This window comes from Microbacterium sp. SL75 (assembly GCF_026625865.1).
In the GTDB taxonomy this organism is placed as follows: domain Bacteria; phylum Actinomycetota; class Actinomycetes; order Actinomycetales; family Microbacteriaceae; genus Microbacterium.
Window position 1 is genome coordinate 2,266,781 of sequence record NZ_CP113067.1, and the last position, 16,816, is coordinate 2,283,596.

Annotated in this window: 18 protein-coding genes; 17 read left to right on the forward strand and 1 reads right to left on the reverse strand. The window is 67.9% G+C overall.

The features are described from left to right. Positions 1-84 precede the first annotated feature (84 nt). The 17 genes from prmC (at position 85) to OVA17_RS10710 (ending at position 15,539) form a co-directional block, all read left to right on the forward strand. Positions 85-978 carry a peptide chain release factor N(5)-glutamine methyltransferase gene (gene prmC / locus OVA17_RS10630; RefSeq protein WP_267786535.1) on the forward strand — a complete coding sequence of 298 codons (894 nt, stop codon included), beginning with the start codon at positions 85-87 and terminating at the stop codon, positions 976-978. A gap of 39 nt (positions 979-1,017) precedes the next feature. Further along, a complete protein-coding gene (locus tag OVA17_RS10635; RefSeq protein ID WP_210071969.1) occupies positions 1,018-1,755 on the forward strand; it encodes an L-threonylcarbamoyladenylate synthase in 738 nt (245 codons plus the stop codon). Next, complete coding sequence (locus tag OVA17_RS10640) at positions 1,752-2,924, forward strand: MraY family glycosyltransferase (protein ID WP_210071968.1); 1,173 nt, start codon at positions 1,752-1,754, stop codon at positions 2,922-2,924. Before OVA17_RS10635 ends, OVA17_RS10640 begins: the two co-directional genes overlap by 4 nt. Next, positions 2,921-3,409: a hypothetical protein gene (locus OVA17_RS10645; RefSeq protein WP_267786536.1), complete on the forward strand. Its 489-nt coding sequence runs from the start codon at positions 2,921-2,923 to the stop codon at positions 3,407-3,409. The genes OVA17_RS10640 and OVA17_RS10645 overlap by 4 nt, the downstream gene beginning before the upstream one ends. A 213-nt stretch (positions 3,410-3,622) precedes the next feature. Further along, entirely contained in the window at positions 3,623-4,435 is an 813-nt protein-coding gene (gene atpB / locus OVA17_RS10650; RefSeq protein WP_103210251.1) for a F0F1 ATP synthase subunit A, read from the forward strand. Between the two features lie 44 nt (positions 4,436-4,479). Beyond that, complete coding sequence (gene atpE, locus OVA17_RS10655; RefSeq protein WP_043360904.1) at positions 4,480-4,713, forward strand: F0F1 ATP synthase subunit C; 234 nt, start codon at positions 4,480-4,482, stop codon at positions 4,711-4,713. 35 nt (positions 4,714-4,748) lie between these two features. Then, positions 4,749-5,306 (forward strand): F0F1 ATP synthase subunit B, encoded by a 558-nt coding sequence (locus OVA17_RS10660; RefSeq protein ID WP_103210253.1) that lies wholly within the window; start codon positions 4,749-4,751, stop codon positions 5,304-5,306. Next, positions 5,306-6,094 carry a F0F1 ATP synthase subunit delta gene (locus OVA17_RS10665; protein WP_210071967.1) on the forward strand — a complete coding sequence of 263 codons (789 nt, stop codon included), beginning with the start codon at positions 5,306-5,308 and terminating at the stop codon, positions 6,092-6,094. Before OVA17_RS10660 ends, OVA17_RS10665 begins: the two co-directional genes overlap by 1 nt. 62 nt (positions 6,095-6,156) lie before the next feature. Further along, the gene (gene atpA / locus OVA17_RS10670; RefSeq protein ID WP_103210257.1) at positions 6,157-7,788 is read left to right on the forward strand and encodes a F0F1 ATP synthase subunit alpha; all 1,632 of its coding nucleotides are present in this window, start codon (positions 6,157-6,159) and stop codon (positions 7,786-7,788) included. 24 nt (positions 7,789-7,812) lie between these two features. Continuing rightward, entirely contained in the window at positions 7,813-8,712 is a 900-nt protein-coding gene (locus tag OVA17_RS10675; protein ID WP_267786537.1) for a F0F1 ATP synthase subunit gamma, read from the forward strand. Between the two features lie 22 nt (positions 8,713-8,734). After that, the gene (atpD, locus tag OVA17_RS10680) at positions 8,735-10,183 is read left to right on the forward strand and encodes a F0F1 ATP synthase subunit beta (protein WP_210071965.1); all 1,449 of its coding nucleotides are present in this window, start codon (positions 8,735-8,737) and stop codon (positions 10,181-10,183) included. Position 10,184: 1 nt separating this feature from the next. Further along, a complete protein-coding gene (locus OVA17_RS10685) occupies positions 10,185-10,445 on the forward strand; it encodes a F0F1 ATP synthase subunit epsilon (protein ID WP_058597269.1) in 261 nt (86 codons plus the stop codon). A gap of 70 nt (positions 10,446-10,515) precedes the next feature. Then, a complete protein-coding gene (locus OVA17_RS10690) occupies positions 10,516-11,265 on the forward strand; it encodes a YaaA family protein (protein ID WP_267786540.1) in 750 nt (249 codons plus the stop codon). A 100-nt stretch (positions 11,266-11,365) separates the two neighbouring features. Next, positions 11,366-12,028, forward strand: a complete 663-nt coding sequence (locus OVA17_RS10695) for a large exoprotein (protein ID WP_210071963.1) — start codon at positions 11,366-11,368, stop codon at positions 12,026-12,028. Between the two features lie 65 nt (positions 12,029-12,093). Further along, on the forward strand, positions 12,094-13,074 hold the full coding sequence (locus OVA17_RS10700; RefSeq protein ID WP_267786543.1) for an aldo/keto reductase: 981 nt from the start codon (positions 12,094-12,096) through the stop codon (positions 13,072-13,074). Between the two features lie 115 nt (positions 13,075-13,189). After that, the gene (locus tag OVA17_RS10705) at positions 13,190-13,963 is read left to right on the forward strand and encodes a PP2C family protein-serine/threonine phosphatase (protein WP_267786544.1); all 774 of its coding nucleotides are present in this window, start codon (positions 13,190-13,192) and stop codon (positions 13,961-13,963) included. A gap of 43 nt (positions 13,964-14,006) precedes the next feature. Beyond that, complete coding sequence (locus tag OVA17_RS10710; RefSeq protein WP_267786545.1) at positions 14,007-15,539, forward strand: APC family permease; 1,533 nt, start codon at positions 14,007-14,009, stop codon at positions 15,537-15,539. A 44-nt stretch (positions 15,540-15,583) separates the two neighbouring features. Here the strand turns inward: OVA17_RS10710 and OVA17_RS10715 are convergent, their stop codons facing one another. Further along, complete coding sequence (locus OVA17_RS10715) at positions 15,584-16,567, reverse strand: asparaginase (protein WP_174799629.1); 984 nt, start codon at positions 16,565-16,567, stop codon at positions 15,584-15,586. Positions 16,568-16,816: the final 249 nt, after the last annotated feature.

Below are 16,816 nucleotides of genomic sequence, written 5' to 3' on the forward strand. Positions count from 1 at the left end.
GTCGGTCGGGACGCGATCATTTTAGGCGAGCCTTCCGACACCGCCGGCCCGTGTGACGCCGCGCGACTAGGCTGGGCTCCCGTCATGCCAAAGACCGTCCCGCTCCCCGTCCCCACGGCCCTTTCGGTCGCCGATGTCCTGCGCTCCGCCGCGCAGCGACTGCACGCGGCGGGAGTACCCGATCCGCAGGTCGACGCCGAACTCCTCGTCGCCCATGTGCTCGACTCCTCCCGCGGCGGGGTGCAGGCCGCCGCCATCCGCGGAGACCGGATGCCGGAGCCCGCCGCGCGCGCCCTCGCCCCTCTGCTCGACCGCCGTGCGGCCCGTGAGCCCCTGCAGCACCTCACCGGTCTCGCGCCGTTCCGTTCCCTGGAGCTGGCGGTGGGACCGGGCGTGTTCGTCCCGCGCCCCGAGACGGAGATGGTGGCCCAGCTCGCGATCGACGCGCTGCGCTCTGCGGCATCCGAGGCGCCGATCGCGGTCGATCTCGGAACCGGCAGCGGCGCGATCGCGCTCGCGATGGCCACCGAGGTGCCCCACGCCCGTGTCTTCGCCGCCGAGAACTCGGTTGATGCGTTCGTCTGGACGAAGCAGAACGTGGCCCGCGTCGGTGCCGACAACGTCACACTCGCCTTCGTCGACCTCGCCGACGCGTTCCGCGAGCTCGACGGGACCGTGTCGGTCGTGGCATCCAACCCTCCTTACGTTCCAGACGACGCGATCCCGCGTGATCCCGAGGTGCGTCTCTACGACCCGCCGGCGGCGCTGTACGGGGGACCGGACGGACTGGATGCCGTGCGCCATCTCAGCCGCGTCGGACTCCGGCTCGGTCACCCCGGGGCGATGATCGTCATCGAGCACGGCGAGTGGCAGGGCGAGGCCATCCGCGACATCCTCGTCGCCGACGGCTGGCGTTCGGCCGCGACCCACCGCGATCTGACGAGCAGGGATCGCGCCACCACCGCCACCCGTCCGTGACCACGCGGAGGGCGGCGCGCGACTAGACTGACGCGCGTTATGTCACCCGTCTACGACTGCCGTGACGAATCGCAGCTGCTGTCCGGAATGCGCCACGCGCGTCAAGCGATCGGCCGCGGCGAGCTCGTCGTGCTCCCCACCGACACCGTCTACGGAATCGCCGCGGACGCCTTCAACGCGCGTGCCGTCGCGGGCCTGCTCGAGGCGAAGGGCCGCGGACGCCAGCAGCCGCCGCCCGTCCTCGTCCCCGGAGTCGGGACGCTGCGGGCCCTCGTCGCCGAGATCCCTCCCGCCGTCGACGATCTCGTTCGCGAGTTCTGGCCGGGAGGGCTGACGATCGTGCTTCCCGCCCAGCCCTCGCTCTCGTGGGACCTCGGTGACACGCACGGCACGGTCGCGGTGCGCATGCCCGCGCAGAAGATGACGCTCGAACTGCTCGAAGAGACCGGACCGCTCGCGGTGTCGAGCGCGAACCTCACGGGTCGAGCAGCGGCGGTCGACATCGACTCCGCTCGTGACATGCTCGGCGACAGTGTGGCGGCCTACCTCGACGCCGGCGTCAGCGAGACGGGCGTCGCCTCGACGATCATCGATGCCACGACACTCGTCGGGGGAGCGGAACCGCAGATCCGCGTGCTGCGCGAGGGCGCGATCTCGCGCGACCGTCTGCGCGCGGTGGTGGGCGACCTCCTCGAGCCGGACCCCGTCGACGAGGTCGTGGACCCCCTCGCGACACCCTCCGCAACGACCCCGGATGCCGAGGCGCCGGGTCCGTGACCCAATACCTCCTCACCATCCTGTTCACGGCGGCGGTCACGCTCGCGCTGTCGTGGGTGGTGTGGAAGCTTGCTCTGCGGTTCAAGCTGTACCCCGGCATCCGCGACCGCGATGTGCACAAGACGCCCACCCCGCGCCTCGGTGGTGTCGCGATGTTCCTCGGCGTGGTCGCCGCCTTCGCGCTCTCGAGCAGGAACCCCTACTTCGCGATCTTCTGGATCGACCCCGTCCCGGTGCTCTCTCTGCTTGGGGCGGTGCTGCTCATCGTGCTCGTCGGCGTCGCAGACGACCTGTGGGATCTCGACTGGATGATCAAGCTCGGGGCGCAGTTCGTGGCGGCCGGCATCATCGCCTGGTTCGGTCAGCTGCAGATCCTGTCGTTGCCGATCGGCGCACTCACGGTGGGATCGAGCTGGGTAAGCTTCCTGCTGACCGTGTTCGCGATGGTCGTCGTCATGAACGCCGTGAACTTCATCGACGGGCTGAACGGTCTCGTGGCGGGCGTCTGCCTGATCGCCAACGGCGTCTTCTTCGCGTACTCGTACCTCCTCGTGCGCGATACCGGAGCGAGCACCTACTTCAACCTCGCGTCCTTCATCGCGGCGGTGCTCGTGGGGGCGTGCCTGGGCTTCCTCCCGATGAACTGGACCCCGGCGAAGCTCTTCATGGGCGACGCGGGCGCGCTCATGCTGGGGCTGCTCATGGCGAGCTCCGCCGTCGCGATCACCGGTCAGCTCGACCCCGCGGTGCTCGATCCCGAGAAGATCGGCCGTTCGCAGCTGCTCGGTGCCTTCATCCCGATCCTGTTGCCCGTGGTCATCGTGCTGCTGCCCCTGCTCGACTTCGGGCTCGCGGTCGCGCGGCGGCAGTGGGCGGGCAGATCGCCCTTCTCGCCGGACCGCAAGCACCTTCACCACCGCATGCTCGACATGGGGCACACCGACCGCGACGCGGTCCTCATCTTCTACAGCTGGACCGCCGTGGTGAGCCTCGCGTTCCTGCTGATGTACATCGGCACCCAGCAGGGCTGGCCCGGCGACTACGCGATCGGCATCGCCTTCGGCGTGACCGGTGTCGCCGCTTGCGCCGTCCTCACGCTCCTGCCCTCCCAGCACCGTCTGCGGTTGTCCCGCCGACCCCGACCCACCCGACCGGAGTCCTCCTCATGAGCAGTGTTTCGCCCGCCCCTCGTCGCCCTCTCTCCAGTACCCCGGTGCTGCGCACCGCCCTGGTATGGGGTGGCATCGTGACGGCGGTGCTGCTCGTGCTCGGGGCTGTCGTGGGCTTCCTCGTCGGGGGCGGGGGAGGCCTCGGCAGCGCCCTGTCGGGCGTCGCGGTCAGCGCGATCTTCCTCGCGGTGACGGCCATCAGCATCCTCGTGGCGAACCGCTGGTTCGGAGATCCCCTCTACGTGCCGATCTTCTTCGGAATCGTCCTGGGCGGGTGGCTGCTGAAGCTCATCCTGTTCATTGTGGCGATCGTGGTGCTGCGCGGACAGGGGTGGGTCGACCCGGTCGTGTTCTACGTGGCGCTCGTCGTCAGCGTCATCGCCTCGCTCGTCGTCGACGTGGTCGTGTTGCTGCGCATGCGTATCCCGAGCGTGAGCGATGTGACCCTGCCCACCGACCCCGACGCGGGCGATCGCCGATCCTGAGACCCCCGTATCTCATGAGGCGGCACGCCGAGGCCTATTAGTCCGTCGGCGAGACGATCACGGCACTCGGACTCATGGATCCGCCGGGAGTTTGATAGGGTTGCCGTAGTACCCACCCGCGATTGGAACTCTTCTCCAGGCTCGCACTTCGGGTAACAATCACCGACCATCGTCGCAACGGTTCACACCGATGCCCCGAAGCTGGAGCCAGCGCTGACTACTCAAGCTGCGACCCTGATCACGAACTTCGCGTCCGCGGGTGCCGAGTTCCACCCGCCGTCCATCTCGGAGTTCTTCCCGGATGCGGTGCTGTTCGAGGGCACGATCTTCGCGATCACGCGTATCAACCTCACGCAGATGCTGGCGACGCTGGCCCTCGTTCTCTTCCTCGTGCTCGGCACTCGCCGCATGAAGATCGTCCCCGGCCGCTTCCAGAGCGTCGCCGAGATGGGTTTGGACTTCGTCCGCGTCAACATCGCCGAGGACATCCTCGGACGCAAGGACGGCAAGCGCTTCCTGCCGATCCTCACCACCATCTTCTTCATGGTGCTGTTCATGAACATCACGGGTGTCATCCCGTTCCTGAACATCGCGGGAACCAGCGTCATCGCCGTTCCGATGCTGCTCGCGATCGTGGCCTACGTCACCTTCATCTACGCAGGCATCAAGAAGAGCCCCGCCGGCTTCTTCAAGAACGCGCTGCTGCCCTCGGGCGTCCCGTGGCCGCTGTACATCATCATCGTCCCGCTCGAGTTCCTCTCCACCTTCATCATCCGGCCCGTCACCCTGACGCTGCGTCTGCTGATGAACATGGTCGTCGGTCACCTCATGCTGGTCTTGTTCTTCTCGGCGACGCAGTTCTTCGTCGTGGGGCTCAGCGGATGGTGGACGGCTCTCGGCGCCGGTTCGCTGGCCTTCGGCTTCGCCTTCACCCTGTTCGAAATCTTCGTCGCCTTCCTCCAGGCGTACGTCTTCGCGATCCTCACCGCGGTCTACATCCAGCTCGCGGTCGCAGAAGAGCACTGAGCGGCCCGGCGCACGCCGAGCCACCCAACGAAAGGAAAAAACCCGTGGACGCAACTACGGTTCTCGCCCAGGTCACCGGTAACGTCGCCACGATCGGCTACGGTCTCGCCGCCATCGGCCCCGCCATCGGCGTGGGCATCGTCGTCGGCAAGACGATCGAGGGCGTCGCCCGTCAGCCCGAGCTCGCGGGCCGCCTGCAGGTCCTGATGTTCATCGGTATCGCCTTCACCGAGGCGCTCGCCTTCATCGGTATCGCGACCGGCTTCATCTTCACTTGATCCCGGCCGCTCTCGATTCACTGTAAGGAGACAGGATGCTGAACGCTCTTGTCACTCTCGCCGCGGAGCCCGCGGGGGAAGCGCACAACCCGCTGCTTCCTGCGGTCTACGACATCATCTGGTCGGCGGTGTGCTTCGTCGTCATCATCTTCGTGGTGTGGCGCGTCGCTCTGCCGCGCATGGCGAAGCTGCTCGACGAGCGCAGTGCTGCCATCGAGGGCAACATCGCGAAGGCCGACGAGGCCCAGCGTCAGGCCGAGGCCGCCCTCGAGCAGTACACGGCTCAGCTCGCCGAGGCGCGCCGCGAAGCCGGTGAGATCCGCGAGTCCGCCACCCAGGACGGTCGCAAGATCGTCGCCGAGGCGCGCGAGACCGCGGCAGCCGATGCCGCTCGCATCACCGCGTCCGCTCACGCGCAGATCGAGGCGGAGCGTCAGGCGACCCTCGTGCAGCTGCGCTCCGAGGTCGGTACCCTCGCGGTCGACCTCGCCGGCAACGTGATCGGTGAGACCCTGTCCGACGACGCGCGTGCGAACGCCGTGGTCGACCGCTTCCTCGCCGAGCTCGAGGCGTCCGAGAAGGCGGCCAAGTAATGGGCAGCGCGACCACTCAGGCGCGGACCGCGACGACGGAGGCCCTGGCCTCCACGTCGGGCGTCGATCTCGACGTCGCGCGCGAGCTGTTCGCGGCCGTCGGTGCCGTGAGCGGATCGTCGCAGTTGAGCGGCGCGCTGTCCGACTCGTCGGTGCCGGCCCCCGCTCGCGCGGGGCTGGTCTCGGCCGTCTTCGGCTCCACCTACCGTCCCGCCACGGTCGCCCTGCTCTCCAGCGCTGCCCAGCAGCGCTGGTCGAACGCCGGGCAGTTCGTCGAGGGTCTCGAAGAGCTGGCGATCCAGGCGACCTCGGTCGCCGAGTCGGCGGACATCGAGTCGGAGCTGTTCGCCTTCTCGCGCACCGTCGCGAGCAACGGCGAGCTCGAGCTCGCTCTCGGTGGGCGCCTCGGCGGCGCCTCGGCGAAGGGGTCGCTCGTCTCGACCCTTCTCGACGGCCGCGCGAGCACCGGCACCGCACTCATCGTGTCGTCGCTGGTGCAGCACGCCCGCGGCCGCCGCGTACGCGCCCTGCTTCGCCGGGCCGAGCGCATCGTCGCCGACCAGCGCGCGCGGATCGTCGCCACCGTGTACGCCGCAGCCCCCCTCAGCGCCGAACAGCAGACTCGTCTGCAGAACGCTCTCAGCGCACGTTACGGTTCAGCGGTCACGCTGAACACCGTGATCGACCCGACGGTGGTCGGCGGTCTGCGCGTGCAGGTCGCGGACGACGTCATCGACGCGAGCGTGTCCGCACGTCTCGCTGACCTCCGCCAGCGGATCGCAGGCTAAAGACTTTCCGCCCGAATGGGCGTGGATCTGGGGGCCGAGTGCCCCACGAACGAAGGAAGACAATGGCAGATCTCTCTATCAGCCCCGACGTCATTCGTGACGCGCTGAAGGACTTCGTCAACGCCTACGAGCCCACCGGCGCCGCGGCGACCGAGGTCGGCGCCGTCGTCGACGCGGCCGACGGCATCGCGCACGTCGAGGGCCTTCCGGGCGTCATGGCCAACGAGCTCATCCGCTTCGCGGACGGCACGCTGGGCCTCGCTCAGAACCTCGACGAGAACGAGATCGGTGTGGTCGTCCTCGGCGACTTCGCCGGCATCGAAGAAGGCCAGAGCGTCACTCGCACCGGTGAGGTCCTCTCGGTGGGTGTCGGTGACGGCTACCTGGGCCGCGTCGTCGACCCGCTCGGCAACCCGATCGACGGTCTCGGCGAGATCGCGACCGAGGGGCGTCGCGCGCTCGAGCTCCAGGCTCCCGGCGTCATGCAGCGCAAGAGCGTCCACGAGCCGCTGCAGACCGGCATCAAGGCGATCGACGCCATGATCCCCGTCGGTCGTGGCCAGCGTCAGCTCATCATCGGCGACCGCCAGACCGGTAAGACGGCGATCGCGATCGACACGATCATCAACCAGCGGGCCAACTGGGAGTCCGGCGACGTCAACAAGCAGGTGCGTTGCATCTACGTCGCGATCGGCCAGAAGGGCTCGACCATCGCTTCGGTGAAGGGCGCCCTCGAGGAGGCGGGCGCGATGGAGTACACCACCATCGTCGCCGCCCCGGCGTCCGACCCCGCCGGCTTCAAGTACCTCGCCCCCTACACCGGCTCGGCCATCGGCCAGCACTGGATGTACGGCGGCAAGCACGTGCTGATCATCTTCGATGACCTGTCGAAGCAGGCCGAGGCCTACCGTGCCGTTTCGCTGCTGCTCCGCCGCCCGCCGGGCCGCGAGGCTTACCCCGGCGACGTCTTCTACCTGCACTCGCGTCTGCTCGAGCGCTGCGCGAAGCTCTCCGACGAGCTCGGTGCCGGTTCGATGACGGGTCTGCCCATCATCGAGACGAAGGCGAACGACGTCTCGGCGTACATCCCGACCAACGTGATCTCCATCACCGACGGCCAGATCTTCCTGCAGTCCGACCTCTTCAACGCCAACCAGCGTCCCGCTGTCGACGTGGGTATCTCGGTCTCGCGAGTGGGCGGTGACGCTCAGGTCAAGTCGATCAAGAAGGTGTCGGGAACCCTGAAGCTCGAGCTCGCGCAGTACCGCTCGCTCGAGGCCTTCGCGATGTTCGCCAGCGACCTCGACGCGGCTTCACGTCGTCAGCTCGCCCGCGGTGCGCGTCTGACCGAGCTGCTCAAGCAGCCGCAGTACTCGCCGTACCCCGTCGAGGAGCAGGTCGTCTCGATCTGGGCCGGAACGAACGGCAAGCTCGACACCGTCGAGGTGTCCGACGTCCTGCGCTTCGAGCGCGAGCTGCTGGACTACCTCCGCCGCAACTCGACGGTGCTCGACACCCTGCGTGAGACCAACGTGCTCGGTGACGACACGCTCGCGGAGCTCGAGCAGAAGATCGACGCATTCGCGAAGGAATTCCAGCCCGGCAAGGACCAGGGCGTCGTCGGCGCCGAGAAGGTCGACGCTGCCGAGGCGGAAGACGTCAACCAGGAGCGGATCGTCAAGGGCCGTCGCTGATAGCGACGACACGAGAACGGAATCATGGGCGCACAACTGCGGGTCTACAAGCAGAAGATCTCTTCTGCTCAGACGACCAAGAAGATCACGAAGGCGATGGAGCTCATCGCGGCTTCGCGCATCCAGAAGGCGATGGCGCGTGTGCGCGCGGCATCGCCCTTCGCGCGGGCCGTCACGAGCGCCGTCTCCGCGGTGGCCACGCACTCCTCCGTCGACCACCCGCTGACGACCGAGCGCGAGAACATCCGCCGTTCGGCCCTGGTCGTGTTCACCTCCGACCGAGGCCTGGCGGGAGCGTTCAACTCGCAGATCCTTCGCGAGGCTCTCGAGCTGGCCGAGCTCCTGCGTTCGCAGGGCAAGGACGTGGTGTTCTACCTGGTAGGTCGCAAGGCCGTCGGCTACTTCCAGTTCCGCCGCATGGCGAGCGCCGCGCAGTGGGTCGGTGACACCGACACCCCGCAGTTCTCCACCGCGGAGGAAATCTCGGATGCCGTTCTCCAGGCGTATCGCGCTGGTAGCGACAACGAGGGTGTCGACGAGATCCACCTCGTGTACAACCGCTTCGTCAGCATGATGACGCAGTCGCCCGAGTCGGTGCGCCTGCTTCCGCTCGAGGTGCTCGAGGCCGACGAGGCCCCGGGTCAGGCCGAGATCTACCCGCTCTACGAGTTCGAGCCGGACGCCGAGACCGTGCTCGATGCGCTTCTGCCGGTCTACGTCCAGAGCCGAATCTTCAACGCCCTCCTCCAGTCGTCGGCCGCCAAGCACGCCGCGACGCAGAAGGCCATGAAGTCGGCCAGCGACAACGCCGACAAGCTCATCACCGACTACACCCGCCTGCGCAACAACGCGCGTCAGGCGGAGATCACGCAGCAGATCGCCGAGATCGTCGGCGGCGCCGATGCTCTGGCATCCGGCAAGTAAGTTCCCAAGGAGAGAAGAAGCCATGAGCCTCACCGCCGAGAAGACCGACGCGGCCGTCGTCGGACGCGTCGCGCGCGTCACCGGCCCGGTCGTCGACATCGAGTTCCCGCATGACGCGATCCCCGAGATCTACAACGCGCTGAAGACCACGATCACCATCGGTGACGAGTCGACCGAGATCACCCTCGAGGTCGCTCAGCACCTCGGTGACGACCTCGTGCGCGCCATCGCCCTCAAGCCCACCGACGGCATCGTCCGCGGTCAGGAAGTGCGTGACACCCGCGGCCCCATCTCGGTGCCCGTCGGAGACGTCACCAAGGGCAAGGTCTTCGATGTCACCGGTGAGGTGCTCAACGCCGCTCCCGGTGAGCAGGTCGAGATCACCGAGCGTTGGGGCATCCACCGCAAGGCGCCCAGCTTCGACCAGCTCGAGTCCAAGACCGAGATGTTCGAGACCGGCATCAAGTCGATCGACCTCCTCACCCCGTACGTGCAGGGTGGAAAGATCGGCCTCTTCGGTGGCGCCGGCGTCGGCAAGACCGTCCTGATCCAGGAGATGATCCAGCGCGTCGCGCAGGACCACGGTGGTGTCTCGGTGTTCGCCGGTGTCGGTGAGCGTACCCGTGAGGGCAACGACCTCATCGGCGAGATGGAAGAGGCCGGTGTCTTCGACAAGACCGCCCTCGTGTTCGGTCAGATGGACGAGCCGCCGGGAACGCGTCTGCGCGTCGCGCTGTCGGCCCTGACGATGGCTGAGTACTTCCGTGACGTCCAGAAGCAGGACGTGCTGCTGTTCATCGACAACATCTTCCGCTTCACGCAGGCCGGTTCCGAGGTCTCGACGCTGCTCGGCCGCATGCCCTCGGCCGTGGGTTACCAGCCGAACCTCGCCGACGAGATGGGCGTGCTCCAGGAGCGCATCACCTCCACGCGCGGCCACTCGATCACCTCGCTGCAGGCGATCTACGTCCCCGCCGACGACTACACCGACCCGGCTCCGGCGACCACCTTCGCTCACCTCGACGCGACCACCGAGCTGTCGCGTGAGATCGCGTCGAAGGGTCTCTACCCGGCCATCGACCCGCTCACCTCCACGAGCCGCATCCTCGACCCGCGCTACATCGGTGCCGACCACTACCGCGTGGCCACCTCGGTGAAGCAGATCCTCCAGAAGAACAAGGAACTGCAGGAGATCATCGCCATCCTCGGTGTCGACGAGCTCTCGGAAGAGGACAAGATTGTCGTGTCGCGTGCGCGTCGTATCCAGCAGTTCCTCTCGCAGAACACCTACATGGCCAAGAAGTTCACCGGTGTCGAGGGCTCCACGGTCCCGATCAAGGAGACCATCGAGTCGTTCGACGCGATCGTCAAGGGTGAGTTCGACCACGTTGCCGAGCAGGCGTTCTTCAACGTCGGTGGCATCTCCGACGTCGAGGCCAAGTGGGCGCAGATCCAGAAGGAGAACGGCTGACATGTCGTTGCGCGTGAGCCTGGTGTCGGCCGACGCCGAGGTGTGGACGGGGGAGGCCTCGCTCGTCGTGGCCAAGACCGTCGAGGGTGAGATCGGTTTCATGCAGGGTCATGAGCCGGTTCTCGCGATCCTCGCCCAGGGCGAGGTGCGCATCACCCGTACCGACGGCTCGAAGATCCTCGCCAACGCCGAGGACGGCTTCCTGTCGATGGCGAACGACGAACTCACGATCGTCGCCGGAAACGCGGCACTCGTCTCCTGACACCGTCTCTTTCCCTCGACGCGCGTCGCCCGATTTCGGGCGGCGCGCGTCGTCTGTCTGCGGAGAACCCATGCTCGTCCTTCTTCCCCCGTCCGAGACCAAGCGACCGGGCGGCGACGGCCTCCCTCTCGATCTCGCGGGGCTGCCCCTGCCCTCGTTGAGCGGTGCGCGCAAGACCGTCGTCGATGCGCTGGTCGCTCTCTCCTCCGATGAGGAACAAGCCGCTCGGGTACTCAAGATCAGCGCGAAGCGTCGGCACGAGATCGGCGACAACGCTGCCCTGCGTACCGCGCCGACCATGCCGGCGATCGACCGCTACACCGGGGTCCTCTTCGATGCCCTGGATGCCGCCGGCCTCGACGCCGCGGCGCGTGCCTGGCTCGGCGACCACGTGATGATCCAGTCCGCGCCGTTCGGACCGGTCGGCGCTCTCGATGGCATCCCGGCCTATCGTCTCGCGGCGGGCACGTCGCTGCCGGGCACTCCGGCGCTGCGACGCATCTGGGCAGACGCCGTGAGCCAGGCGTGGGCAGAGCTTCGGCCGGACTTCGTCCTCGACCTGCGCTCGGAGGCGTACGCCGCGCTCGGTCCCCTTCCCGCCGGGGTGGCGGCGGTGTACGTCCGCGTGATGAGCGAGGACTCCGGCGGCGCGGCGCGCGCCCTCAACCACTTCAACAAACACGCGAAGGGGGAGCTGGTCCGGGCGCTGGCCGTGCAACGAGCGCGGATCGAGACCATCGACGACCTTCATGAATGGGCGGAGGGCGCGGGGTGGACGCTCCGCGCCGGCGCACCCGGCGAGGTGGCGCTGATTGTATAAGTCTCGCGCGCCCCTGTCAGGAAAGTCTCAGGATCGCTAGCATGTGAGACGCGGGGGGCGCATGGATGCTTCCCGCGCACTCGCTTGGAAAGGAACTCGCATGAGTGACTCCTACTACTACGACGACGGGAGCGGTGCCGCCGCTCTCGCAGCAGTCTTGCTCGTCCTGATCCCGATCCTCTTCATCCTCGCTGTCGCGGCATACGTGATCTCGTCGTTCCTCTACATGAAGATCTTCGAGAAGGCCGGTGTGCAGGGCAAGTGGCGCGCCTGGGTGCCCGTATACAACGGCCTCATCGCCGCCAAGCTCGGCGATGTCTCGCCGTGGGTGGTCCTGATCGTCGCGGTCGCCTCGAGCGTGCTCTCGAACATCCCGGTCATCGGCCCGATCTTCAGCCTCGCGATCCTTGCGGTCGCGGTCATGTACTCGTACCGCATCGGCCTCAAGCTCGGTAAGGACTGGCCGCTGCTCCTGCTGTGGTTGATCCCCGGTATCGGCGCGCTCATCTGGCTCGCGATCATCGCCTTCAGCAACAATCGATGGAACCCCGCGATCGCTCCCGCGCCGTGGGCCAACTCCTTCCTCGCCGACAAGACGGTGTGGAACGGCATCCCCGTTCAGCCGAGTCAGCCCGTCGCCGGCAACGGTGGCGGATACGCCGGCCCCGGCTACGGCGCGCCCCCGGCGCAGCAGCCGTACAACCCGCCGGCCACGGGTACGACCCCGCCGCCTCCGGCTCCGCCGGCAGGCCCCCAGGTCTGACGTCATCGAAGGGCTCCTCGTCACGACGGGGAGCCCTTCGTCGTACGCGGCGATAGCGTGGAGGGATGACGTCCCCCGTTCTTCTCCTCCGCGGCGTAGGCCGTTCCGGACTCCGCGTATCCGCGGTAGGCCTCGGCTGCAACAACTTCGGGCGCGCCGGCACGGCGACCGAGACGATCGAGGGCACGCGGGCGGTACTCGACGCCGCCATCGGGGCGGGGGTGACCTTCCTCGACACCGCCGACATGTACGGACGCGAGTTCGGTCTGTCCGAGAGCCTGCTGGGGGAGGCTCTCGAGGGACGACGCGACCAGGTCGTCCTCGCGACGAAGTTCGGGCACTCCGACTTCGCGCCGGCGATCTCGGGAGGGGCGAAGGGGTCCCGCACGCATGTGCGCCGCGCCGTCGAAGCCTCGCTGCGTCGCCTGCGGACGGACTGGATCGATCTCTACCAGCTGCACACGCCCGATCCGTCGACCCCGATCGATGAGACGCTCGACGCTCTGAGCGACTTGGTTCGCGAGGGCAAGGTCCGTTACGTCGGCCACTCGAACTTCGCGGGGTGGCAGATCGCCGAGGCCGACCACGCGGCGCGGGGGGTGCGTTTCGTCTCGACCCAGAATCAGTACAGCCTGCTCGCGCGCGCCGCAGAGCGTGAGGTCATTCCCGCGGCTGAGCGCTACGGCCTGGGGCTCCTGCCCTTCTTCCCCCTGCACAACGGACTGCTCACCGGCAAGTTCACGCGTGACGGCGGGCCGGAGGACAGTCGCATCATGCGCCAGAGGCGGCATCTGTGGAGTGAGGCGCCATGGGACGCGCTCGAGCGCTACCAGGCGTTCTGCGACGCGCGCGGCATCAGCATGCTCGAGGCGACCTTCGCCTGGTTCCTGTCCAAGCCCGTCGTCTCGAGCGTGATCGCCGGAGCGACGAGTCCCGAGCAGGTCCGAGCGAACGCCGCCGCGGCTACCGCGTGGACGCCGAGCGGGGAGGACCTCGTCGAGCTCGACGGCATCCTGCCCCTTCCCGCGGATCCTGCCGCGGGGTGATCGACACGGAGGTCAGGCGCACCTGCGGCGCGTCCGCGGATCGGGGGCGAGCGTCGACTAAGATGACAGGGCCGTGCGGTTCCGCCGGCGCAGTCGGCCAACCGGAGGATCGTTCGTGCCCGAGGTGACCACCCACACGCGCACCGTCTCGCTCGGCGAAACCGTCCTCGAGCTGTCGTGGGCAGCGAGCACCGAGGTCGGACGTCGCCGCGAGGTCAATCAAGATGCGGTCTTGGCCGACTACCCGCTGTTCGTGGTGGCCGACGGTATGGGCGGACACCTGGGCGGAGAGATCGCCAGCGCGAGCACCGTCGAACGTCTCCGTGCCGTCGTCGCGACCGGTCCCGTCTCGACCAAGAACATCGAGAAGGCCCTGTCCCGCGCGGTCAAAGACATCGTGGCCCACCCGGAGACGACCGACGAGGGCACCGGCACCACGCTCACGGGCGTATACCTCGAGACCCAGACGGACGAACCCCACTGGGTGACCCTGAACATCGGCGACTCGCGCGTGTATCTTCTGCGCGACGGCGAGATCGTCCAGGTGACGACCGATCACTCGGTGGTCCAAGAGCTCATCGCGGCGGGACGCCTCAGTCCCGAAGAGGCGGAGAACCACCCGTACGGCAACGTCATCACGCGGGCCGTCGGCCCGAGCGACAGCGTCAAGCCCGACTATCTTCGCCTCGACGTGCTCGACGGTGACCGCTTCGTCATCTGCTCCGACGGTTTGACCAAGGAGCTCACCGACTTCGGCATCCGTCATTTCCTCGAGGCGAACGCCGACCCGGCCGCGGCCGTCGACGCGATGATGGCGGCCGCGCTCGAGAACGGTGGGCGTGACAACATCTCGATCGTCGTGCTCGACGTCATCCGTCGCCCCGCATAAATTCATCTTGACCGCGGAGACCCGCGGATTCTACGTTCGGCATATGACCTCTGCACCCGAACGGACGGCCGGCAAAGGCCTGGCCGCCGGCACCCTCGGTCTCTGGGGCTCGACCGTGATCGGTCTGGCATCCACCGCTCCGGTGTATTCCCTCGTCGCCACCCTCGGATTCGTCGTCCTCGCGGTGGGGGCTTCGGCGCCGATCGCTTTCGTCCTCGCGTTCATCCCGATGCTGTTCATCGCCTTCGCCTATCGCGAGCTCAACAACGAGGTGCCCGATTGCGGGACCACGTTCACCTGGAGCACGAAGGCCTTCGGTCCGTGGGCCGGGTGGATGGGCGGCTGGGGCGTCGCGGTCGCCGGGATCGTCGTGCTCGCCAATCTCTCGCAGATCGCGGGTGTCTACCTCTGGTCCCTCGTCGGCGACGGCTCTCTCGCCCAGAACGTGCCGCTCGTCACCGCCACCGGCGTCGCGTTCATCGCGGCGATGACCTTCATCAGCTACCGCGGTGTCGAGATCGGCGAGCGGATCCAGAACATCCTGCTCGCGGTGCAGTACGTCGTGCTCGCGCTGTTCGTGGTGCTGGCGCTGTGGAAGTTCTTCGACGGCACCGCGCCGAACCCCACGCCTTTCGACCTCGCATGGTTCAACCCGTTCGGTTTCACGGACTGGAGCGGGTTCACCGAGGCGGTTCTGCTCGCCCTCTTCATCTACTGGGGCTGGGACACCTGCCTGGCGCTCAACGAAGAGACCAAGGACCCCCAGCGCATCCCCGGGCGCGCGGCATTGCTCACGACCGTCATCCTGCTCGGCACGTACGTCACGGTCACCGTCGCGGCGATGATGTATGCCGGGGTCGGAGAAGACGGGGCGGGCCTGGCCAACCCCGCGAACGCCGACGACGTGTTCCTCGCCCTCAAGGACGATCTGTTCGGTCCGTTCGGATGGGTCCTCGTCGTCGCCGTGCTCATCTCGGCGGTGTCGTCCACGCAGACCACCATCCTCCCCACGGCGCGCGGAACGCTCGCCATGGCCGCGTACAAGGCACTGCCGCATCGTTTCCAGACGGTGCACCCCCGCTACCGCACACCGTCGTTCTCGACCCTCGTCATGGGCATCGTCGCGAGCGTCTACTACGTGGGCATGACGATCATCAGCGACAACATCCTGCAGGATTCGATCCTGTCTCTCGGGCTCGCGATCGCCTTCTACTACTCCATGACCGGGTACGCCTGCGTCTGGTACTACCGTCGGCAGCTGTTCTCGTCGGCGAAGAACCTCGTGTACCGCGGCATCCTGCCCCTGCTCGGTGCGCTCATGCTGACGTTCGCCTTCGTGCAGTCGGCGATCGACATGTACGACCCGGAGTACGGCAACACCGTCCTGCTGGGGATCGGCGGCACGTTCGTGGTCGGCATCGGATCGCTCGCGATCGGTGTCGTGCTGATGGTGCTGTGGTTCCTGTTCCCCGGCTCCCAGCCGTTCTTCCGGGGCGAGAGCCTCAATCGCGAGACCGAGGTGCTCGTGCCGGACGAGCCGATCGCGCACCCGCGCTCGGTCGACGGGGGTATCTGAGCGGAGTCGGTCTCGGATCAGCCGGGAGAGCCGTTCTCGAGGCGTCAGACCGCGGAGCGGATGGACCCGACCTCGCGACCGCCGCCGAGCACCGACAGCGAGAGCTGCGCGACAGTGTCGTCGACCTCCTGCGCGCTCAGGGCTCCGACCCGCTCGAGCAGACGCAGGGCGACGACGTGGCCGGCACGGTTGGAGCCGTCGAGCATCTTGAGGGCGACCGTCGTGCCGTCGGGAGCGGTCATGACCTGCACGCCCTCGGCGCCCATCTTCGAGAAGACGCCGAGTCGCTCGATGACGACCGTGTCGGGTCGCCCGGGCCCGTCGATGGTCCAGGGGTTCTCCTTCACCGCGCGCACGAGTGTGCCGGCGCTCCGGTGCAGGGCGAAGGGGGAGCGTTCCGACGAGGTCGCGATGCGCTGGATGGCCCGTGCGAGCCCGACGAGGCTCATGGCGTAGACGGGCGCGCCGCAGCCGTCGATGGCGGTGGTGGTCGTGCGCTCGCCGACAAGACGCTCGACGACCTCGCGGATGTGGGCCTGGAGCGGATGCTGGGGGTCGAGGTAGTCGCTCGTGCTCCAGCCGTTGGCCACGCAGGTCGCGAGCATCGCGGCGTGCTTGCCCGAACAGTTCATGCGCAGCGGCGAGGGGGAGGCGTGGTCGCGCACCATGTCGTCGCGCGAGGCGGTGTCGGTCGGCCACGCGGCGGGGCAGCCCAGGTCGTCCTCGGTGAGGCCGGAGGACTGCAGGATGCCGCGGGCCACCTCGGCGTGACGCTCGGTGCCCGCGTGGCTCGCCATCGAGATCGCGAGACGTTCGCCGGCCAGATCGGCCCCGGCCGAGAGGCACGCCAGGGCCTGGAGCGGCTTCATGCTCGAGCGGGGGAGGAAGAGGGCGCTCGCCTCGCCGAGGGTGAGCTTCTCGGATCCGTCGGGGGCGAGGACCACGGCGACGCCGTAGTGACGAGATTCGACGAAGCCGTTGCGGTCCACGACGGCGAGCTCGACGGAGGCGGGAGGCGTTGCGGGCATCCCCCCATCGTATCCCCGGGCCCCCTCCGCCCCCGGGCGCGTGAGAGGACGTCGGCGAGGGGAGAACCGACCGGGATCGCGACCAGAACAGGACGGGTCTCGTTCATCGGAGCGACCCGATTCGGACCCGCGTCCGGAGGGGGCGCTGCCTACAGTCGGGTCGCCCGCTTCCGCGGGCCGCTCCCCACAGCTTCGAGTCGTCTGCTCCCGCCGCCCACGAGCGCCGACTCTCCGCGGCACCCGTCCGCG